This is a genomic window from Paenibacillus harenae DSM 16969, from assembly GCF_000422465.1.
In the GTDB taxonomy this organism is placed as follows: domain Bacteria; phylum Bacillota; class Bacilli; order Paenibacillales; family Paenibacillaceae; genus Pristimantibacillus; species Pristimantibacillus harenae.
The window spans coordinates 1177797-1197557 of the sequence record NZ_KE383842.1; the positions used below are offsets into that span (position 1 = coordinate 1177797).

The 19761-nt window shown below is 49.3% G+C and carries 16 protein-coding genes and 1 riboswitch; of the genes, 15 read left to right on the plus strand and 1 reads right to left on the minus strand.

Annotated features, from left to right (window positions below; translation table 11 throughout):
- The first annotated feature begins 8 nt into the window (after nt 1-8).
- Nucleotides 9-716: an FAD-dependent oxidoreductase gene (locus tag H581_RS0115795; protein ID WP_028610861.1), complete on the plus strand. Its 708-nt coding sequence runs from the start codon at nt 9-11 to the stop codon at nt 714-716.
- Nucleotides 717-1044: 328 nt separating this feature from the next.
- Nucleotides 1045-1467, plus strand: coding sequence for a VOC family protein (locus H581_RS0115805; protein WP_028610862.1), 423 nt, complete (start codon nt 1045-1047; stop codon nt 1465-1467).
- A gap of 274 nt (nt 1468-1741) precedes the next feature.
- Here the strand turns inward: H581_RS0115805 and H581_RS0115810 are convergent, their stop codons facing one another.
- Complete coding sequence (locus H581_RS0115810) at nt 1742-3076, minus strand: APC family permease (protein ID WP_028610863.1); 1335 nt, start codon at nt 3074-3076, stop codon at nt 1742-1744.
- A gap of 266 nt (nt 3077-3342) precedes the next feature.
- Nucleotides 3343-3449: riboswitch (guanidine-I (ykkC/yxkD leader) on the plus strand.
- Nucleotides 3450-3525: 76 nt separating this feature from the next.
- Between H581_RS0115810 and H581_RS0115815 the strand changes: the two genes are divergently transcribed.
- The 13 genes from H581_RS0115815 (at nt 3526) to H581_RS0115870 (ending at nt 19738) form a co-directional block, all read left to right on the plus strand.
- Nucleotides 3526-4248, plus strand: a complete 723-nt coding sequence (locus tag H581_RS0115815; RefSeq protein ID WP_028610864.1) for an urea amidolyase associated protein UAAP1 — start codon at nt 3526-3528, stop codon at nt 4246-4248.
- Nucleotide 4249: 1 nt separating this feature from the next.
- Nucleotides 4250-4921, plus strand: a complete 672-nt coding sequence (locus H581_RS0115820; protein WP_028610865.1) for an urea amidolyase associated protein UAAP2 — start codon at nt 4250-4252, stop codon at nt 4919-4921.
- On the plus strand, nt 4914-8528 hold the full coding sequence (uca, locus tag H581_RS0115825) for an urea carboxylase (protein WP_028610866.1): 3615 nt from the start codon (nt 4914-4916) through the stop codon (nt 8526-8528). The genes H581_RS0115820 and uca overlap by 8 nt, the downstream gene beginning before the upstream one ends.
- On the plus strand, nt 8525-10282 hold the full coding sequence (gene atzF, locus H581_RS0115830) for an allophanate hydrolase (RefSeq protein ID WP_028610867.1): 1758 nt from the start codon (nt 8525-8527) through the stop codon (nt 10280-10282). The genes uca and atzF overlap by 4 nt, the downstream gene beginning before the upstream one ends.
- Before the next feature lie 571 nt (nt 10283-10853).
- The gene (locus H581_RS0115835; protein WP_028610868.1) at nt 10854-11702 is read left to right on the plus strand and encodes an amino acid ABC transporter substrate-binding protein; all 849 of its coding nucleotides are present in this window, start codon (nt 10854-10856) and stop codon (nt 11700-11702) included.
- Nucleotides 11703-11751: 49 nt separating this feature from the next.
- Nucleotides 11752-12420, plus strand: a complete 669-nt coding sequence (locus H581_RS0115840) for an amino acid ABC transporter permease (protein ID WP_028610869.1) — start codon at nt 11752-11754, stop codon at nt 12418-12420.
- Between the two features lie 14 nt (nt 12421-12434).
- Nucleotides 12435-13187, plus strand: a complete 753-nt coding sequence (locus tag H581_RS0115845; protein WP_028610870.1) for an amino acid ABC transporter ATP-binding protein — start codon at nt 12435-12437, stop codon at nt 13185-13187.
- 336 nt (nt 13188-13523) lie between these two features.
- Nucleotides 13524-16139 (plus strand): phosphoenolpyruvate synthase, encoded by a 2616-nt coding sequence (gene ppsA, locus H581_RS0115850; protein WP_028610871.1) that lies wholly within the window; start codon nt 13524-13526, stop codon nt 16137-16139.
- A 69-nt stretch (nt 16140-16208) separates the two neighbouring features.
- Complete coding sequence (locus H581_RS39665; RefSeq protein WP_156889631.1) at nt 16209-16292, plus strand: hypothetical protein; 84 nt, start codon at nt 16209-16211, stop codon at nt 16290-16292.
- A gap of 365 nt (nt 16293-16657) precedes the next feature.
- On the plus strand, nt 16658-16834 hold the full coding sequence (locus H581_RS0115855) for a DUF896 domain-containing protein (RefSeq protein ID WP_281169553.1): 177 nt from the start codon (nt 16658-16660) through the stop codon (nt 16832-16834).
- Nucleotides 16835-17104: 270 nt separating this feature from the next.
- Nucleotides 17105-17503: a MarR family winged helix-turn-helix transcriptional regulator gene (locus H581_RS0115860; protein WP_245600046.1), complete on the plus strand. Its 399-nt coding sequence runs from the start codon at nt 17105-17107 to the stop codon at nt 17501-17503.
- A gap of 60 nt (nt 17504-17563) precedes the next feature.
- Nucleotides 17564-18892: an SCP2 sterol-binding domain-containing protein gene (locus tag H581_RS0115865; protein WP_036718681.1), complete on the plus strand. Its 1329-nt coding sequence runs from the start codon at nt 17564-17566 to the stop codon at nt 18890-18892.
- Between the two features lie 63 nt (nt 18893-18955).
- Entirely contained in the window at nt 18956-19738 is a 783-nt protein-coding gene (locus H581_RS0115870; protein WP_028610875.1) for an SDR family oxidoreductase, read from the plus strand.
- The last annotated feature ends 23 nt before the right edge of the window (nt 19739-19761 follow it).

Genomic DNA, 19761 nt, shown 5'->3' on the forward strand with positions numbered 1-19761 from the left:
ATGGGGAAATGAGTTTTTTAAAAGATCTATTCTCAATTTTCAAAAAGAGAGAATTATTATTTTTAGAAAGCTACAAAGAATCAGATGATGTATATACTTTTCTATTTGAGAAAGAGAAGGATTTAACCTGGAATGCAGGGCAATATGGATTGTTCAGCATTACTCATAAGTCCATAAAAAATGCTACAAAACCTTTCAGTTTGGCATCTGCTTCCACAGAGAATGTTGTTAAAATAACAACGCGTATTAGCGATGACCCAAGCGATTTTAAGAAAGCGATGTTAGAATTAAAACAGGGAATGAAAATTAAAATGAGCGGGCCTGTAGGGGCCTTTTATCTGCAAGAAAACAGTCCTTCGCTCCTGATCGCAGGCGGAATTGGAATTACACCATTCCGGTCGATTGTAAAGCAAATAGAGGCAGAAAAGAATGGGGACGAGAAACAAATACATCTACTCTATATGGACACCAGAAAGTCATATCTATATAAAGATGAACTTGATGGAATTGCCAACCATACTTCAATAAGTGTAACTTACCTTGATTCAAGAAACGACTTGGAGCAGAAGATCGATAAGTTTACCGCCTTATATAAGGACAATGGTAAATACTTTATTGCAGGACCGAAGTCAATGGTAGAATCTGTTTCCACTTATTTACAAAGTAATCATATTTCAAAACGGAATATCAAAAAGGATGCCTTTTTTGGGTATTAGTAAAGAATTATTAGTAAAGAATGAATCAATATGGAGAGTTTATGCAAGCTCTTAGAGCAGGTAGGAATGAAGTTCGAAAGGGAAATTCAGAGGTTCGGTGCGGAACAATCGTTTTTTTCTGTTGAGAAACGGAGTTAAATGAACTATTGGAGAACAGTCGAATGGAGCAGATTGCAGTAGCAGTCTGCTTTTTTTCGTTGAAAGGGAGTTTAATCGATGAAAAATATGGCGTTGTCGTTGAATAAATAGGTTATTCAAGATAGCAATCTAAAAGAAATCAAAGCATTATTTATAAGTTATGATAGAAAAAAAAAGGAGCTGATCAAGGATGACAGTAAAACTTACCCCTTATTTAAATATGGAGGGGAACGCGAGGGAAGCCATTCAGTTTTATGAACAAGCAATAGGTGCCGAAGTCCTCACCATCATTACTTATGGAGATATGCCGGAAATGTCCAATACTTTCACTGATGATTTAAAGAATCTCGTGGCACACGCCAAGTTACGAGTTGGTGAAACGGAACTCATGTTTTCGGATGCTCCAAGCGGTTCATCTATTCCAAAGGGTAAGCAGGTAACAATTTGCATTTCAACAAACCATGTGGAAAATTCAAAACGTTTTTTTGAAGCCTTGCGGCAAGACGGTCAAGTTAATATGCCGTTTGAAGAAACCCCTTTTAGCCCCGGTTTTGGTGATGTAACTGACAAATTCGGCGTGACCTTTCAAATTTATACTGAAAGTCAAAGTTAAATATAAACGGAGACTTGCGCGTTAAAGCTTGTACGACATGCGAAGGGATACAACGCGATTTGACGCGCTTTGATGAACAACGATCTGGCACTAAGTTATAAACCCAGCCTGTAACCAGGGCTGGGTTTATGCTTGGATCGAACCCTCCGATACCGCAAATGCGAAGGGGCATTTAAACGAGGCTAGAGAGAAATTGGTGAAATTAATAAATCAACCGTTCATGCGCTAAAAGGAACCGATAGTTCAACACAGGGCCACAGGCGGGACTGTACGTTTATACGACGTTCTCAAGATCGGTTACAGCCAGCTTCTGATCGATTTTCTTGAATCGTTTGAATGCGTAGTAGACGAGGCCGAGAGCCAGCCAGCCGGAGCCGAGCAGCAGCGAGGCGGAATCTAGCAATGTGATGAGATAGAAGACGAAGGCCGCGCCAATCAGCGGGAAGAGCAGGCGAAGAATGAGATCGCTCGCCCGCTTTCGCTTGTTTCTGACGATGTAGTGGAAAATGACGGACAAGTTTACGAACAGGAAGGCGGTTAAAGCGCCAAAGCTGACGAACTTGATCGCAATCTCGAGACTGATGAATAACGATCCAAGCGTAATGATGCTGACGAGCACGATGTTGAATACCGGGGTACGGTATTTCGCGTGGACGGAACCGAAGCTGCCTTTCGGAAGTAATGACGTCCTTCCCATAACGAAGAGCAGTCGCGATACGGTCGTCATTGAGGACATGCCTTGGGACAGAACGGAGAAAATAATGACGAAGGTGAAAATGGCCGCGAGCGTGCTGCCGCCAATCGTCTGCATAAGCTCGTAGCCGGCCGCATCAACGTTGCTGAACGAAAATGTCGGGTATATTTGTTGAATCAAATAGGCTGTAGCGAAATACATAATGCCGGCGAGAAGGACGATAATCATAATGGCGCGCGGGATCGTCTTCTTCGGGTCCTTCGTTTCTTCGGCCATTGTCGTGATGGAATCGAATCCGAGGAAGGAGAAGCATACGAGCGAAGCGCCTGCCAGCAGCGTGGACAACGATATGCCGCCGTTTGCCGGAAGCGGGTTGAAGCCCGCCGTGAAGCCGTTCTTCATCGCTTGATAGACGAGCAGAGCGCAGAAGCCGGCAATGAACAGCACCTGAAGCACAACGAATATTTTATTGACATTCGCCGAGGTTTTAATGCCGATGATATTAATGACCATGACGACAACGGTCAGCAGAATGATCCAGACGAAGGACGGCACCGAAGGGAATTGGGCATTCAGATTAATGCCGAACATGAGTGCCGCAATGATGCAGGAGAATAAATAATCGAGCAATATCGCCCAGCCGACGACGAATCCCAAGAAAGGATTCATCGATTTCGCCACGTACGTGTACGCCGATCCCGATACGGGGAATGCCTTCGCCATCTGGCCGTAGCTGGCGGCGGTGAATATAATGGCAATAAACGCAAGCACGTAGGCACCAAGCAGCAAGCCTCCCGAGCCTTCATGCAATACACCGAAGCTGGTGAAAAAAATCATCGGCGACATCCAGGCCAGCCCCATCGTGACGACGTGGGATAAAGATAAGTTCCGTTTTAACTCCGTAGATTGTTGCATCGGTATCCTCCTCCTTTTTACTCCAAGCCGTTCCGTTACTATCCCTTGTGTTATGTTTCCTCACATTGTTGCAGGTAATTTTCAAAAAAACAAGAGGGTAAATTCCGAACAATTCGAAACAGATATCCTGTAAATTACGGTAAATTCCATGCGCATCAACGGTTTGATCGCATTTTTGAGGCGGGATAAAATTTTTTTTGCAAAATTGTATTGCCACACAAAGGAACAAATGTTAGAATACGTGACATAAGATTGTGAATGGTATATGAAAAGTTTTCTAGGGTTCCGAATCGCTTACCGCGATTGACTGGTCCGAGAGAGAACGCATCGATCTAAGCATCGATGTACACGGCGGGAAAAAAGCCCGGGAGAATGAATCAAAAGAGCTTCTTTTGATATTCTCCCGGGCTTTTTTCCCTTTTTTTATTCAAACCTAAGGAGGAACTTATATGACAGCATCCTACACGACGACAATCAAGGCAGGCGGCAAATGGTCAGCCTATGTGAGCAAGGGCAAGTCGGTTCGCTTGACGGCTGAAAGGGACAGAGCCAATCTCGCTTGTCTGCTCTTTCATGCGCCTCAACCAACCGAACGCTATAACATGCCTGATACGCTTAAGGCACAGCATACGGCGTTATTGACTTCGGGCCATGTCCTGATGAGCGACCAAGGAAGGGTGCTTGCTTCGATTACGGAAGATACGGTCGGCTGGCATGATGCGTTATCCGGTTATACAACCCGCGAGAGCATCGATGCGAAGTACGGCATGACGCGTTATCAGAGCGAAAGGAACGAATGGCTGCGCAGCGCCGAAGAGAACTTCAAAGTGGAATTGTTCCGGCACAATTTGACGAATAGAGATTTCACCATTCCGATTAACTTCTTCTCGAAGCTTGTGTGCGATCCGGATGGCACGATGAGATACGTGGCTCAAGAGACAGCTGGAAGGTCGGTGAGGATTCGGACGGAGATGGATCTGCTGGTCGTTTTCTCCAATACGCCTAATCCGATGGACCCTGCAGGCCAATATCCGGATGCCGCAGTGGAGCTGCTCATTACAAACGCGGAACCGATCGGCAAAGACGACCTATGCGTGAATCATTGCGGCGAGAATAGACGCGCATTCGAAAATACTTGGAACGCTTACGCGTTGATGAAAGGGGCTTATTGAAATGACCGCAACGAGCCGATTCACGATTAGCGAACGGAATGCAGCGAACGCGATTTACGAGAAAACGATTTTTGCCGGCGATGGCTGGATGTACGATCTGCTCGAAGGCCAAGTGCTTCGCATCGTTGATGTGGAGGGCAACCAGGCGGTGGATACGCTGTTCTACTCGTCGGAAGATCCGGCCGATCGCTATAGCGCGATTCGCACGGTGACGAAGCAGCAAAATCTGTACTTATCGACGGGCTCGGTGCTCGTAGCCGAATCGGGCCGCGAGCTGCTCCAAATAACGGCTGACACTTGCGGCCGCCATGACACGATCGGAGGAGCTTGCTCCGCGCAAAGCAATACCGTCCGTTACTCTCACGATACGCTATCGATGCACAACTGCCGCGATACGTTCATGCTCATGTTATCCGGCCGCAGCGAATATACGAAGCAAGACCTCGCGCCGAACGTGAATTTCTTCATGAACGTGCCCGTAACGCCGGAAGGCAAGCTGACGTTCGCCGACGGCGTGTCAGGGCCAGGCCGATATGTCGAGCTGAAGGCGCTCGCGCCGGTCACCGTATTAATCAGCAACTGTCCTCAGCTCAATAATCCATGCAATGCCTATAATCCGACACCGGCGCAAGTTATCATCTGGGATGCCGAAGGAGGCGAAGACGATGTTTAGAAAAGTATTGATCGCGAATCGCGGCGCCATTGCCGTCCGCATTATCCGCACGCTTCGCAAGATGGGGATCGCATCGGTTGCCGTCTATACGACAGCCGACCGCGACAGCTTGCATGTCGAGCAAGCCGATGAGGCTGTATGGATTGGCGAAGGACCTACCAAGGAAAGTTACGTCAACGCCGAGCTGATCTTGAAGACGGCGGTGGAGACGGGGGCGGAAGCCGTTCATCCCGGATACGGCTTCCTAAGCGAAAATGCGTCATTCGCAAGAGCATGCGCGGAATGCGGCATCGCGTTCATCGGACCTGCGCCGGAGCACATCGAGCTGTTCGGCCTTAAGCATACCGCCCGCTCGATTGCCCAAAAGGCTGGCGTGCCGCTGCTGCCGGGCACGGAGCTTATCTCCACGCTTGAGGAAGCGGTGGAGAGCGCGGCTCTTATCGGCTACCCGGTCATGCTGAAAAGCACGGCGGGAGGGGGCGGCATCGGCATGCGGATATGCGGCGACGAGGGCGCGCTGCGGGAAGCTTTCCATTCCGTAACGCGGCTTGCGCTTGCGAACTTTAATGACGGCGGGGTGTTTCTGGAGAAATACATCGCCCGCGCACGTCACGTCGAGGTGCAAATTTTCGGCAACGGCTACAGCGAAGCGGTAGCGCTCGGCGAACGCGATTGCTCGGTGCAGCGCCGCAACCAGAAAATTATCGAGGAGACGCCTGCGCCCCTTCTTCCGGCAGCCATTCGCAGCGAAATGCAAGAGAACGCCAGACAGCTGGCATTAGCTGCCGGCTATCGCAGCGCAGGCACGGTTGAGTACTTGTACGATCCGGAGCAAGATCGGTTTTACTTCCTCGAAGTGAATACCCGCTTGCAAGTCGAACACGGCGTGACCGAGGAAGCGCTTGGCGTCGATCTCGTGGAGTGGATGATTAAGGAGGCTGCCGGCGTTCTGACGAATCTGTCCGGGCAGGTGGGCTCGCCGCAAGGCCACAGCCTGCAAGTCCGGCTCTATGCAGAGGACTGCATGCGCGATTTCCGTCCGAGCGGCGGCATGATCGATCAAGTGATTTGGCCGGCGGGCACGCGCGTCGAGACTTGGATTCAGCAAGGCGTTCATGTGACCACCTTGTACGATCCGATGCTCGCGAAGATTATTGTCCATGCACCGACGCGAGAGGGCGCGATTGACAGCATGCTGGCAGCGCTGAAGGAGCTGCGCGTATATGGAATCACGACGAATCAGTCTTATATCGAGGCTTTTCTCGATACGGCTCCATTCCGTGAAGGGCTCGTGTACACGAACATGCTGCGGGCGTTCAGCCCGAGCGAGCATGCGATCGAGGTGCTCGACGGCGGCGTGCAGACGACGGTGCAGGACTATCCGGGCCGCGTCGGCTATTGGGACATCGGCGTTCCGCCGTCCGGGCCGATGGATCGTCTCGCGTTCCGCATCGGCAACCGGCTGCTAGGCAACGACGAGCAGGCCGCAGGTCTTGAGATGACGCTGCGCGGCGGCTCCTATCAGTTTCGGAGTACGATGACATTTTGTCTGACGGGCGCTGACATGGGAGCGACGCTAGGCGATACCGCCGTTCCGATGTATACGCCGGTGAAAGCGGAAGCAGGATCGATCTTAACGCTTGGCGAGGCAGCCGCGGGCATGCGTTCGTATTTGCTTGTTGAGGGCGGTCTCGATATGGCTGTCACGCTTGGAAGCGCGGCAACATTCACGCTTGGCGGTTTCGGCGGACATTCCGGCAATGCGTTACGTCCGGGGGCTGTATTAAGAGTGCGTCAAAGCGTAGGCTGTAAGCCGCTTCCTGCATTAGCTGTCAGCTCCCAGCCCGAGCTTGGCAAGGAATGGACGATCGGCGTTATTCCGGGGCCGCATTGTACGGAGGAGTATTTGCTTCCGGCTTACTTGGGCCAACTGACGGAAACGGCGTGGAAGGTTCACTTCAACAGCTCAAGGACAGGCGTGCGCTTGATCGGACCTGCGCCGTTATGGGCTCGCGAAGACGGCGGCGACGCCGGACTTCACCCATCCAACATTCACGACAACGCATACGCCGTTGGCGCGCTTGATCTGACGGGCGATATGCCGATCCTGCTCGGTCCTGACGGTCCGAGTCTTGGCGGCTTCGTCTGCCCGGTAACAACGGCATCGGCCGAGCTGTGGAAGATCGGCCAGCTTCATCCCGGAGACACCGTTCGTTTCGTGCTCCTTACGGTCGAGGAAGCCGAGCAGCTTCGTTTCGAGCAAGAGCAATATTTGAACGGGCTTGCGAGCAGCCCCGTACTGCCTGTCGTTCCGGCGAAATCGAACGGACACTATATGCCGCTGATCGCTTATGAAGAGGAAGGACGAAGGTTCCCGATAGCGGTTCGCTGCTCCGGCGACGAAAATTTACTTATTGAATACGGCGACCGCGAACTCGATCTGCTGTACCGTTTCCAAGTGTCCGTGCTCATGCAAGCGTTAAAAGATAGCGGTGAGCTCCCGTTCGTCGAGCTGACGCCGGGCATCCGTTCGCTGCAAATTCATCTCGATCCGGCTCGCATGACGGTGAAGGAAGCGGCGGCGATCGTGTTAAAGCTAGACCTCAGCCTGCCTTCTCTCGATTCGATCGAGGTGCCGTCCCGCATCGTGAAGCTGCCCTTATCGTGGGACGATCCGGCGACGCAGCTCGCGATTGAACGCTATCAGCAAAATGTCCGTCCCGACGCGCCGTGGTGTCCGAGCAACCTTGAATTCATCCGCCGGATGAACGGGCTCGGCTCGCTGGAGGAAGTAGCCGAGGTCGTGTTCAACGCCTCGTACCTTGTCATGGGTCTTGGCGACGTTTATCTGGGAGCGCCGGTTGCCGTTCCGCTTGATCCGCGTCATCGTCTGGTCACGACGAAGTACAATCCGGCCCGAACATGGACGCCGGAAAATGCGGTTGGCATCGGCGGCGCCTACTTATGCGTCTACGGCATGGAAGGCCCCGGCGGCTATCAGTTCGTCGGACGCACGGTGCAAATGTGGAACAAGCACCGTTCTACGCCGAACTTCGAGCATGGCAAGCCTTGGCTGCTTCGTTTCTTCGATCAAATTCAGTTCTATCCGGTATCGCAAGAGGAGCTGCTTCAAATGAGGGAGGATTTCCCATGCGGCGAATTCGTCGTGCAAGCGGAGGAGACGACGTTCAAGCTAGGCGAATATCTGGCTTGGCTGGATACGATTCAAGAAGGAGCGTCAACCTTCCGCCATAAGCAGCAAAGCGCCTTCCAGCAAGAGCGCGCATATTGGAAGGAGCTTGGCATCGCCGAGCATGTCTCCGAGCCGGATACCGCGGTTTCGGCGGAGAGGGAAGCATTGCCTGAAGGCAGCAGGGGCATTAACTGCCTGATGTCCGGCAGCGTATGGAAAGTGCTCGTCGAGCCGGGTCAGGCGGTTCGCAAAGGCGACGTTATATTAATAGAAGAAAGTATGAAAATGGAATTCCCGCAATGCGCGCCTACGGACGGCGTCATCGCATCGATCTTCGTAAAATCGGGAGATCAAGTACTCGCAGGCGATTGCATTGCGGCAATCTATCCGCAAGAGGAGGCTGTTCTCGTATGACGACCGGGGCTGTGCCATTCGAGTTGACGATTGACGTTTTGCGGCAAGGATACAGGCTTCATTATTTTACCCCGGAGGAGGTTGTTGAAGCTGTTGTCCGGCGCTCGGAGCGAGACCGGAAGATGAATATATGGATCACGCCGCCTTCTATGGAGCTAATCGCGCCTTATTTGGCTCAGCTTGAACAGCTTGATCCTGCGACGAGCCCGCTATGGGGGATTCCGTTCGCGGTGAAGGATAACATCGATGTCGCCGGTTGGCCGACGACGGCCGCTTGTCCGGCATACGAATACACGCCGGAGGAGCATGCGGCCGTCGTTGCACGGCTCGTAGCAGCGGGAGCGATCCCGATCGGCAAGGCGAACCTGGATCAGTTCGCGACGGGGCTTGTCGGGACGCGCAGCCCATACGGCGACACGCATAATGCGCTGCGGCCGGAGATGATAAGCGGCGGCTCGAGCTCCGGCTCGGCCGTATCGGTAGCGCGGGGGCAAGCCGCCTTCGCGCTGGGCACGGACACGGCTGGCTCGGGACGCGTGCCAGCCGCATTGAACAGGCTTGTCGGCTACAAGCCTGCAGTGGGGGCATGGCCGGCTGCCGGTGTCGTGCCGGCCTGCCGAAGCATTGATTGCGTGACGGTATTCGCACGCAACGCAGCTGACGCGGAAGCGGTGGATCACGCTGTCCGCGGCATGCTTGACAGCGATCCGTTCTCAGCGGATCGCCCGCTCGCGCGCCCGGCGCAGCCGAAGACTTGGCTGCTGCCGCTAGAGCCGCTTGCTTTCTACGGGCCGTATGCCGCTGAATACGAGCAGGCATGGCAGTTGGCGAAGCAAGCGGTCATTCAATCTGGCGTCGCGGTGAAGGAAGTCGATGTGACGCTGCTGCAAGAGGCAGCCGCTCTGCTGTATGAAGGACCGCTCGTGGCGGAAAGGTGGGCGGGACTTAGCGACTTCGTCGAAGGCCATCCGGGCGAGACGTTTCCGGTGACAGAGACGATCCTTCGCTCGGGCGTTAAGCCTGGCTTCGACGCGGCTTCGCTATTCCGCGCCCAGCATCGTCTGCAGGAAATCAAGAGGCTGGCGCGGCAAATGCTGCAGAACGCCGTTCTTGTGCTGCCTACTTGCGGGGGCACGTGGACGCGCGAGCAAGTGAATGCCGACCCGATTGCAACAAACAGCAAGATGGGGCTATATACGAACCATTGCAATCTACTCGATCTTAGCGCGATCGCCATTCCGGCCGGAGATGCCGACGTGCAGCTTCCGTTCGGCATAACGTTGTTCAGCTTGCCGGAGGAGGAAGCAAACCTGACCGCGGCGGCTGCAAGATTCTTGCGCGTGCGAGACCGGATTACGATAGCGGTATGCGGACTTCATATGCGAGGCTTCGCGCTTGAACCGCAGATGACCGGGTGTGGAGCCGTGTTTGTGAAGGAAGCGGCAACGGCCGCGAAGTACGAGCTGTATAAACTGCCGACTGCGCCAAATAAGCCGGGACTTGTTCGCGTAGAAGATGGCAGCGACGGCGCATCGATCGCGGTCGAGCTGTGGCACATGTCCGCAGCAGCGTTCGGCGCATTCACCGCCGCCATTCCATCACCGCTCGGCATCGGCAAGGTGGAGCTAAGCGACGGCTCGGTTGTATCGGGCTTCGTATGCGAAGCTTACGCTGCGGAAGCAGCGGGCGCATTGAACATCACGGCGGCGGGCGGCTGGCGGGCGGCGATGAATATGCCGTCAGGGCGAAGCTGACGAATCGCGCTGCAGAACCGGATTCTCGAGTTCTCGCTCGATGTATTGTACGGAGGAACCGAATCGAGGACAGACGATGCCATTGCCGTCTGGTAGAATAAAGAATCTGCAGGAGGATACGCGATGAACCGGCTAAATCCGTTCGTCGCGTTTTTTTGTTAACTAACGACAGGAGCTGCCTGAAAGTTTACCAGAAATGTTTTCTTATCGCCTTATACAATCCGTTCAATTAAGTCGCCCACTTGTTCAGCCATGACACGAGGCGGATCAGGCCCTTTTCTTTAAATCCATTATTCGACAATCTCAACGGAGGCTCCCGCGGCAGTTCGAAGAAGGAACGCCGGCTAACAACGTAGAGATAAATAAATAATAGGGGACAGCGCCTCTTTTCAAATATGGTTATGCCTTTTTTTACATGGTTATAATGATTTTATCTTAACAAATCTTTTAAATATACAATTCAAATAAGAATACTAGGAAAAAAAGAATTGACACAGCACCACCTGCATTATAATATTCATGTAGTCGAACTGTCCATACATTACAGAAAAGAATAGCGAGGGGTAATAACATGAAGAGATTAAGCACACTAACATTGTTGATAACACTTACCGTATTGCTGATTGCAGCTTGCGGCGCCAAGAAGGATAATAACAATGGAGGTACTCAAGATCCAGCGGCAAGCCCGACTGAGGATGTTTCCAATTTGCCCGGACAAGCGGCTTGGGATGCGATTAAAGCAAGCGGCAAGCTCCGCATTGGTACGGAGGGCACATATGCGCCGTTTACGTTTCATGATGAGTCAGGCAAGCTCACCGGCTTCGATGTCGAGATCGCAGAAGAGATTGCTAAGCGGCTTGGCTTGAAGGCTGAATTCATCGAGACTTCGTGGGATTCCATTATCGCCGGGCTTGATGCTGAGCGCTTTGATACTATTTTCAACCAAGTGGGCATTACGGACGAACGGAAAGAGAAATATGATTTTTCGGATGACTATATCGTTTCCAAAGCCGTATTGATTGTTGCTGAAGATAACACGGATATTAAAACGTTCGCAGACCTGAAAGGCAAAAAATCAGGACAATCGTTAACGAGCAACCTTGCTGATATTGCCCGCGAGAATGGGGCGGAGATTGTGACGACGGATGGTTTCAATCAGGCGATCGATCTGCTTGCTTCGGGGCGTATCGATGCTACCGTAAATGACGGACTATCCTTCTTGGATTTAAAGAAACAAAAGCCCGACCTGCCGCTTAAAATCGTTGATGAAGCACCGGATGCAGCCAAGAACGCCGCGCTTTTCAGAAAAGGAAATGAAGCGATGATTGAAGCGGTAAACGGCGCGCTTGCCGAGATCAAGAGCGATGGCACTTACCTCAAAATCTCCGAGAAATATTTTGGAGCAGACGTTTCCAAATAATGAATTGCCATGCTGACTAACAGCCGCAGGCGTAAAGGATGCTTATGATATGACTGATCGTCAAATAGAGATTCTTATAGATTCACTGCTGCCTCTGCTAAAAGCAGGGGTAGTTTTTACGATTCCGCTAGCTTTAGTTTCTTTTGCTCTTGGTCTCATTGTAGCTGTTGCTACTGCTCTTGCAAGATTATCCACCATTAGAGTACTGCGGCTTGTTGCACGCTTCTATGTATGGATCATTCGCGGGACACCGCTGCTTGTCCAATTGTTTATTATCTTCTATGGTCTTCCTTACGCGGGAATTACATTAGACCCGTTTATTGCATCTGTCATCGGCTTTACGCTCAGTGTAGGGGCCTACGGCTCCGAGATCGTACGTGCGGCGATTCTGTCGATCCATAAAGGCCAATGGGAAGCCGCATATTCAATAGGTATGACGAGGTGGCAGGCGCTTCGGCGGGTCATTTTACCCCAGGCGGCTCGCGTAGCGATTCCGCCGCTTGGCAGCTCGTTCATAAGCCTGGTAAAGGATACGTCTCTTGCAGCTACGATACTTTATATGGAGATGTTCCGTGTAGCGCAACAAATTAGCGCAGCTAAGTACGAGCCTCTTCTGATATATTCTGCCGCTGGGGCCATCTATCTGTTGTTCTGCTCTGTACTGTCATGGCTGCAGAATATTACCGAGAAACGATTGGCACGGTATTCCGCAAGCTAAGGGAGAGAGTATAGATGATCGAAATCCGCAATTTGCATAAATCCTTCGGATCATTGGAAGTTCTGAAGGGAATTGATATGACGTTGGAGAGGGGGAAAGTGCTCGCGATAATAGGCCCATCCGGTTCCGGCAAGACGACGCTGCTTCGATGCTTTAATCTTCTAGAAGTGCCTGATCGAGGCATATTGACGGTCGGTAAGCAAACGTTGGATTTTGAGGCGGGGAAGAAAGTTCGGGAGAAGGAAGCCGTAGCCCTCCGCAAGCAAACGGGTATGGTGTTCCAGTCGTTTAACCTTTTTCCGCATCAAACAGCTATTGAAAATATTATGGAAGCGCAAGTGACTGTGCAGAAGAAGAGCAAGTCAGACTCTCGGCAACGCGCCGCAGAGCTGCTGGCTAAGGTTGGTTTGGCCGATAAGGCGGAATTTTACCCGCATCAATTGTCAGGTGGACAACAACAGCGGATTGCCATTGCCAGAGCAATGGCTGTTGATCCTGAGGTGCTGCTGTTCGATGAGCCCACATCAGCGCTTGATCCTCAATTGGTTGGCGAGGTGCTGAAGGTTATTAAGCAGCTCGCTGCGGACGGGATGACGATGATAATCGTCACTCACGAGATGAAGTTCGCAGCGGATGTAGCAGATCGCGTCATTCTCATGGATGGCGGTGTTATTATTGAAGAAGGACCGCCGGAGAATGTTTTGGAAAATCCTCAGAGCGCGCGTGCCATTCAATTTTTGAATCGATTGGCCAGTTATGAAATCTAGTTAAAGAACATACGAAAGAGGGGGATGCTGCCAGCTTGGCAGCATCCCCCTCTTTAACCTAAAATCCTTTAAATCTTGATCCAGCCGATGACGGGCCCGAAAATAATCCTAGTATTTCTTAGGCTGTGACTAAAGATTTCGGGAAATCAAAAAAGAACCTGGGTAGTTTTATCAGGTTCTTCTATATTGCACATAAACAGACACGATGATATAATCAGAATGCGACTTTGACAAATTACATGGACACAAATGTTCCATCTTACATCTTAAGTGTACCATGCCGATACACTCTTGTCAAATGTTTTTTCTTAATTTGATGGTTAGGAGAGATGCTGAATGGGTTCTTTGGTTCTCGGTTTTAAGGAAATGGAAAAAACGCAACTTTTGCTCGTTGGCGGAAAAGGGTTAAATTTAGGTGAATTATCAAAATTGGAAGGAATACAAGTACCAGAAGGATTTTGTGTTACAACAGTGGGATATCAAAGAGCCATCGAACAAAACGAAACGTATCATGCTTGGTTGGATCGACTAACCATGCTAAAAGTAGAAGATCGAGATCAAATCGGTGAAATCGGCAGGGAGATTCGACAAATCATGATGGAAGCAGAAATTCCTTCCGAAGTTGTGAAAGCCGTAACTCACTATCTCTCCAAGTTTGGTGATGAACATGCTTATGCAGTGCGTTCAAGTGCGACTGCTGAAGATTTACCGCATGCCTCTTTCGCCGGTCAACAAGACACCTATTTAAATATCATCGGCATCGATGCCATCTTGCAGCATATCAGCAAATGTTGGGCTTCCCTATTTACGGATCGCGCAATCATCTACCGTATGCAGAACGGATTCGACCACAGACAAGTTTATTTATCCGTTGTCGTTCAAAGGATGGTTTTCCCGCAGGCTTCAGGGATTTTATTTACCGCCGATCCCATTACCTCCAACCGAAAATTGCTATCCATCGATGCCAGTTTTGGGCTTGGAGAAGCGCTGGTCTCCGGCTTGGTATCTGCAGATGGGTATAAAGTTCGCAATGGGCAAATCGTCGATAAGAGGATAGCAACCAAAAAACTGGCTGTCTATGGACGAAAAGAAGGCGGAACGGAGACCCGGCAGATCGATCCCGCTCAGCAAAAGACTCAAGCACTTACTGAGGAGCAAATTTTACAGCTGGCGCGCATCGGAAGACAAATCGAAGCCCACTTTGGTTGCCCCCAGGACATCGAATGGTGTTTGGCCCAAGATACATTTTACATTGTCCAGAGTCGGCCAATCACTACTTTATACCCGATCCCTGAAGCGAATGATCAAGAAAATCACGTTTATGTATCTGTCGGTCATCAACAAATGATGACTGACCCCATAAAACCATTGGGATTGTCTTTTTACCTGTTAATTACTCCTGCACCCATGCGTAAAGCCGGAGGAAGGTTGTTTGTTGATAGTACAGCTATGCTGGCTTCTCCTTCCGGCAGGGAAACTTTAGTAAATGTCCTGGGAAAATCCGATCCGCTCATAAAAGACGCGCTCATGACCATCATTGAGCGCGAAGACTTTATCAAATCGTCACCAGATGGTGAAAAAGAACCGGGTCCCGCTAAAAGAAATAAAGGTAAACCACCTGAGGATTATCAAACATTAATCGAATATGATCCGACAATCGTTTCTGATTTGATTAAGCGTAGTCAAACATCGATTGAAGAGTTAAAACAAAACATCCTAACGAAATCAGGGTCGGATCTGTTTGGTTTTATCCTGGAAGATATTCAGGAATTAAAGAAGATTTTATCTGATCCACAAAGCTTTGGTGTGTTTATGACAGCCATGAATGCCTCATCATGGATCAACGAAAAAATGAAGGAGTGGTTAGGCGAAAAAAATGCAGCAGACACGCTTTCTCAATCCGTGCCAAACAATATCACTTCGGAAATGGGTCTGGCGCTATTGGATGTCGCAGATGTGATTCGTCCTTATCCGGAAGTCATTGAGTATTTAAAACATGTAAAAGAGGATCACTTTTTGGATGAACTGGTTAAGTTTGATGGTGGAAAGGAAACCCGGGACGCTATCAATGCTTATCTGGGCAAATATGGAATGCGATGTGCAGGTGAAATCGATATCACTAGAACCCGGTGGAGCGAAAAGCCAACTACACTAGTCCCCATGATTCTTAATCATATCAGAAGCTTTGAATTTAACGCGAGTCATCGGAAATTTGAGCAAGGGCGACAGGAAGCATTGAAGAAAGAACAAGGGTTATTAGATCGATTGAAGCTATTGCCGGATGGTGAACAAAAAGCCAAAGAGACAAAACGAATGATCGACCTAGTCCGGCATTTCATTGGTTATCGGGAATATCCAAAATATGGTTATATTAGTCGCTACTTCGTTTATAAGCAGGCTTTACTGAAAGAAGCCGAACAACTCGCACAAGCGGGCGTTATTCATGAAAAAGAAGATATTTACTACCTTACTTTTGAAGAACTTCACGAAGTCGTACGCACAAATAAACTGGATTACCAGATCATCAGCAAACGAATAGACGAGTACAAATTTTATGAAAAACTAACTCCGCCTCGTGTTATCACGTCCGATGGTGAAATCATTGCAGGTAAATACAAACGAGAAAATCTCCCTGCCGAAGCTATTGTAGGTCTAGCTGTTTCTTCCGGAGTTATAGAGGGGCGAGCTCGTGTCATCTTCAACATGGAAGATGCCGATCTGAAAGATGGAGATATATTAGTCACCTCATTTACCGACCCTAGCTGGACACCTTTGTTTGTATCCATAAAAGGCCTGGTCACCGAAGTTGGCGGACTGATGACCCATGGAGCAGTTATCGCGCGCGAATATGGCTTGCCGGCAGTTGTCGGAGTGGAGAATGCTACCAAACTGATAAAAGATGGGCAACGAATTCGCGTGCATGGAACAGAAGGGTACATCGAAATATTGTGATGGGTGAATACATTTAGTAAAGTCATCAGCCACCTTAAATGATAGCTATAATTTCCAACTATAACCAATATGGTTAAATCACTTGAGCAAAACGGATTTATTTATCGTAAGCGTGAGGGTTGTCTTTTATCGCGGCGGAATATCTCGTGGTGAAAATATGCGTTGGGAAATCAATGGTTCAAAAGGTGATCTGGTCATAACTGCACCAAGTGGTCAAACCCAGTTAGCTGAATTAAAGTTGAAAGGTGGACGAAATCAAGAGAACCAAGTACAAGATTTAACTGTTCCTGAATCTTACTTCGGTAATCATCTACCGACAGGAATGCCAAGTAATACAGCGAGAATTTACGAACAGTTCGCTAAGGACTTGCGTGAAGGCACATGCACGACCCCAGATTTTGCACATGCTTTACGCCAACATAAACTTCTCAGCGCTATTGAAACAGCTTCACTTTCAGGAATGAGGCAACATTTAAGCTGATTTTATTAACAGAGGAGAAATTCCAATGAATTCAACTATGAATGAACGAACATTATCGAAACTACGGCAAGATTATTTGAAGATGATTCGCGGAGAGCTCCTAACAACTATATTAGCTATCTCCGTAGTCGATTCTGAGGGAAATGATGTTACTCCGTCAAAGCTCGTTGATGAGAAAAGTCGCACGTGTTTAAACTCCCTTGGTACGATATGATTTTCTCGCGAATGCTCGCTTATTCGCAGGATTTCGCCCGGATGGAAAAGAGTGGGGACAATATGATTTCACAACGATTGTAAAAGAAGAAAGCGGCGGGATACTTCCAGCCGCTTCTTTGTACATAATAAAAAAGGATCCATCCAGGTTTAAAGATAATTATAAAGATTGACATCGACACAATATGTGTATATACTCATATTTATGAGAGAACATAATTCAACTTCAGATTTTTCAGGGACGACCGATTATACAGTAGAGTGCGCTTGCTTGAATTTAAGAAAAGCGTCCCGTTTCATTACCAGTTTATATGATGAATATTTAAGACCAGTCGGGCTTCGGGCAACCCAATTGTCTGTCCTTATGGCACTTGAACAAGCCGGGTCTGTCACCATTACAACTCTCTCCGAAATACTTCTGATGGATAGGACCACATTGCCGCGGGATCTCAAGCCGCTTGAGAGACAGGGCTGGGTGTCGATCACGGAAGGGGAGGATCGCAGGAAACGGTTTATTGCTCTGACACCCGAAGGCCGGGACCTTCTTAAGCGTGCGCTGCCGTTATGGGAACAGGCGCAAATCCGTATTCGAGACTATATGGGCGATGACCCTTATAAAGGTTTGCTTGGTCAATTGTCTAACATTGTTAAGCTGAACAGACGAGATTAATTTTTTTCGCTAAAAAGGTGTATATACACTTAATTAGAAGGGATAGATGAAAGTGGCCGAATGAAAAAACATCCCACAGTTGTGCTTTACTACGAATCCTCTGCGCATTCCGCCACTCTTGACAACGAAACACTTGATTATGAGTGGATACGCGAATTGTGTCTTGAGGCCGGAGCTGACGATGTCGGGGTTATATCCATTGAACGCTCCGAATTGGATGATCAGCGTGATGACATTCTGTCCGCATTTCCGCATGCTAAGACGATGATCAGTTTCGTTGCCAGAATGAATCGAGAACCGATACGCACACCAGCGCGATCCCTTGCCAATATTGAATTTCATCATACCGGCGATAAGGTAGCGGTGACAGCCCATCACATCGTGTCCGCATTGGAAGCGCGAGGGATTCGGGCTTTAAATGCAGCCATGGGTTTCCCGATGGAGATGGATAAGTTTCCCGGCAAGACCTGGGTCGTTTCGCTCAAGCCTGTTGCCGTTGCGGCAGGGTTAGGCCATATGGGCATCCATCGCAACGTGATTCATCCGAAATTCGGAAACTTCATTCTGCTTGGCGCCGTTATGATGGATGCCCGGGTCAACAAGGAGGACCGGCCGATTGACTACAACCCGTGTCTGGAATGCAAGCTTTGCGTTTCTGCCTGCCCTGTCGGCGCGATCGGTGCGGACGGACAATTTAATTTTTCTTCATGCGCTACGCACAATTATCGCGAGTTTATGGGCGGTTTCAGCGACTTTGTGGAAACGGTCGTGGACAGTAAGAACGTCAAAGAGTACCGGAATGAAGTACCGCTAACCGAAACGACTTCCTGGTGGCAAAGCTTGAGTTTCGGGGCTAACTACAAAGCGGCTTATTGCTTATCGGTTTGTCCGGCGGGCGATGATGTGACCGGGCCGTTTCTGAAAGACCGTAAAGGGTTCATGAATGATGTATTAAAGCCGTTGCAGGCCAAAGAGGAGACGGTGTATGTAACCCCTGGCTCCGATGCGGAAGCGTATGTCGCGAAACGTTTTCCCCACAAAACGGTGAAACGCGTAGGGAATGGACTCAGGCCGAACACGATCCGCCTTTTGATCACCTTGATGCCTCATGCATTCCAGCCGAAGCAGGCAACGGGTTTAAACAGCACCTATCATTTTGCATTCACCGGAGATGAAACGAGACAAACGACAATCGACATTCGTGACAATAAGCTCCAAATTCGGGACGGATTTCACGGCAAGCCGGATATTCGGATTACGGTGGATAGCAAAACGTGGCTTAAGATCGTGGCGAAGGAAAAAAATGTGGCTGCGGCATTGTTGACAAGAAAACTGCGGATCAAAGGGAACCCAAAATTGTTAATGAACTTTGAGAAATGCTTTGCCTAATAAGAGTGTGTAAAGCATGCAAAGCCGCTATATAAATCATTTATAGAGAAAGGATTGATTTTTATGAAAATGGATTCCAACACAATTCTGATAACGGGTGGAACATCCGGGATTGGATTCGAGCTTGCTACTCAGCTCGTTCAGCTTGGGAACACGGTAATTATTACCGGGCGGGATCAGTCCAAACTGGACTTAGCCAAAAAGAAACTACCAAACGTTCACACATTTCAGTGTGATGTAAGCGATCCAAAGGCAATTTCCGACCTTTTTGAAAAAGTAATCAATCAATTTCCAGAACTGAATTTTCTGATCAATAACGCTGGTGTTATGCGTGCATTAAATCTTCATACCAAAGAGGTTGACTTAGAGAATATCAATAGCGAGATTGAAATTAATCTCAGCGGTTCGATCCGTATGGTAAAACAATTCTTATCGCATTTAAAGGCGAAGAAGTCCGCAGCGATTATGAATGTCTCATCCGGACTTGCATTTGTTCCTTATCCGGTATCGCCGGTATATTGTGCGACGAAAGCCGGTATTCATTCATTTACACAATCACTGCGAATGCAACTAAAAGATACTACTATTAAAGTGTTTGAATTGGCGCCTCCAGCTGTTCAGACTCCTTTACTAGAAGCTTTTGATGGCGACGAGATCAAAGGCGTAAAGCCAATGGATGCCGGTAAGATGATTAGGTACGCAATCAAGGGTTTGGAAAAGGATCGCTTTGAGATCCTGCCGGGTCAGAGCAGTTTGCTGAAGTTCATGAGTCGTGTTGCACCTCAGTTTATTTTAAATCAGATGAACAAAACCGTTGATAAAATGCTGGCTCAAACCAAGAGTTAACTATACGGAACTGTGGCATTAAA

What these genes read in the sequence shown, in the direction of transcription:
- ppsA (WP_028610871.1), top strand. Translation starts at nt 13,524, where the DNA reads ATGGGTTCTTTGGTTCTCGGTTTTAAGGAAATGGAAAAAACGCAACTT.
- H581_RS0115795 (WP_028610861.1), top strand. Translation starts at nt 9, where the DNA reads ATGAGTTTTTTAAAAGATCTATTCTCAATTTTCAAAAAGAGAGAATTA.
- H581_RS0115845 (WP_028610870.1), top strand. Translation starts at nt 12,435, where the DNA reads ATGATCGAAATCCGCAATTTGCATAAATCCTTCGGATCATTGGAAGTT.
- atzF (WP_028610867.1), top strand. Translation starts at nt 8,525, where the DNA reads ATGACGACCGGGGCTGTGCCATTCGAGTTGACGATTGACGTTTTGCGG.
- H581_RS0115865 (WP_036718681.1), top strand. Translation starts at nt 17,564, where the DNA reads ATGAAAAAACATCCCACAGTTGTGCTTTACTACGAATCCTCTGCGCAT.
- H581_RS39665 (WP_156889631.1), top strand. Translation starts at nt 16,209, where the DNA reads ATGGTTAAATCACTTGAGCAAAACGGATTTATTTATCGTAAGCGTGAG.
- H581_RS0115835 (WP_028610868.1), top strand. Translation starts at nt 10,854, where the DNA reads ATGAAGAGATTAAGCACACTAACATTGTTGATAACACTTACCGTATTG.
- H581_RS0115815 (WP_028610864.1), top strand. Translation starts at nt 3,526, where the DNA reads ATGACAGCATCCTACACGACGACAATCAAGGCAGGCGGCAAATGGTCA.
- H581_RS0115840 (WP_028610869.1), top strand. Translation starts at nt 11,752, where the DNA reads ATGACTGATCGTCAAATAGAGATTCTTATAGATTCACTGCTGCCTCTG.
- H581_RS0115810 (WP_028610863.1), bottom strand. Translation starts at nt 3,076, where the DNA reads ATGCAACAATCTACGGAGTTAAAACGGAACTTATCTTTATCCCACGTC.
- H581_RS0115805 (WP_028610862.1), top strand. Translation starts at nt 1,045, where the DNA reads ATGACAGTAAAACTTACCCCTTATTTAAATATGGAGGGGAACGCGAGG.
- H581_RS0115870 (WP_028610875.1), top strand. Translation starts at nt 18,956, where the DNA reads ATGAAAATGGATTCCAACACAATTCTGATAACGGGTGGAACATCCGGG.
- H581_RS0115820 (WP_028610865.1), top strand. Translation starts at nt 4,250, where the DNA reads ATGACCGCAACGAGCCGATTCACGATTAGCGAACGGAATGCAGCGAAC.
- H581_RS0115855 (WP_281169553.1), top strand. Translation starts at nt 16,658, where the DNA reads ATGAATGAACGAACATTATCGAAACTACGGCAAGATTATTTGAAGATG.
- uca (WP_028610866.1), top strand. Translation starts at nt 4,914, where the DNA reads ATGTTTAGAAAAGTATTGATCGCGAATCGCGGCGCCATTGCCGTCCGC.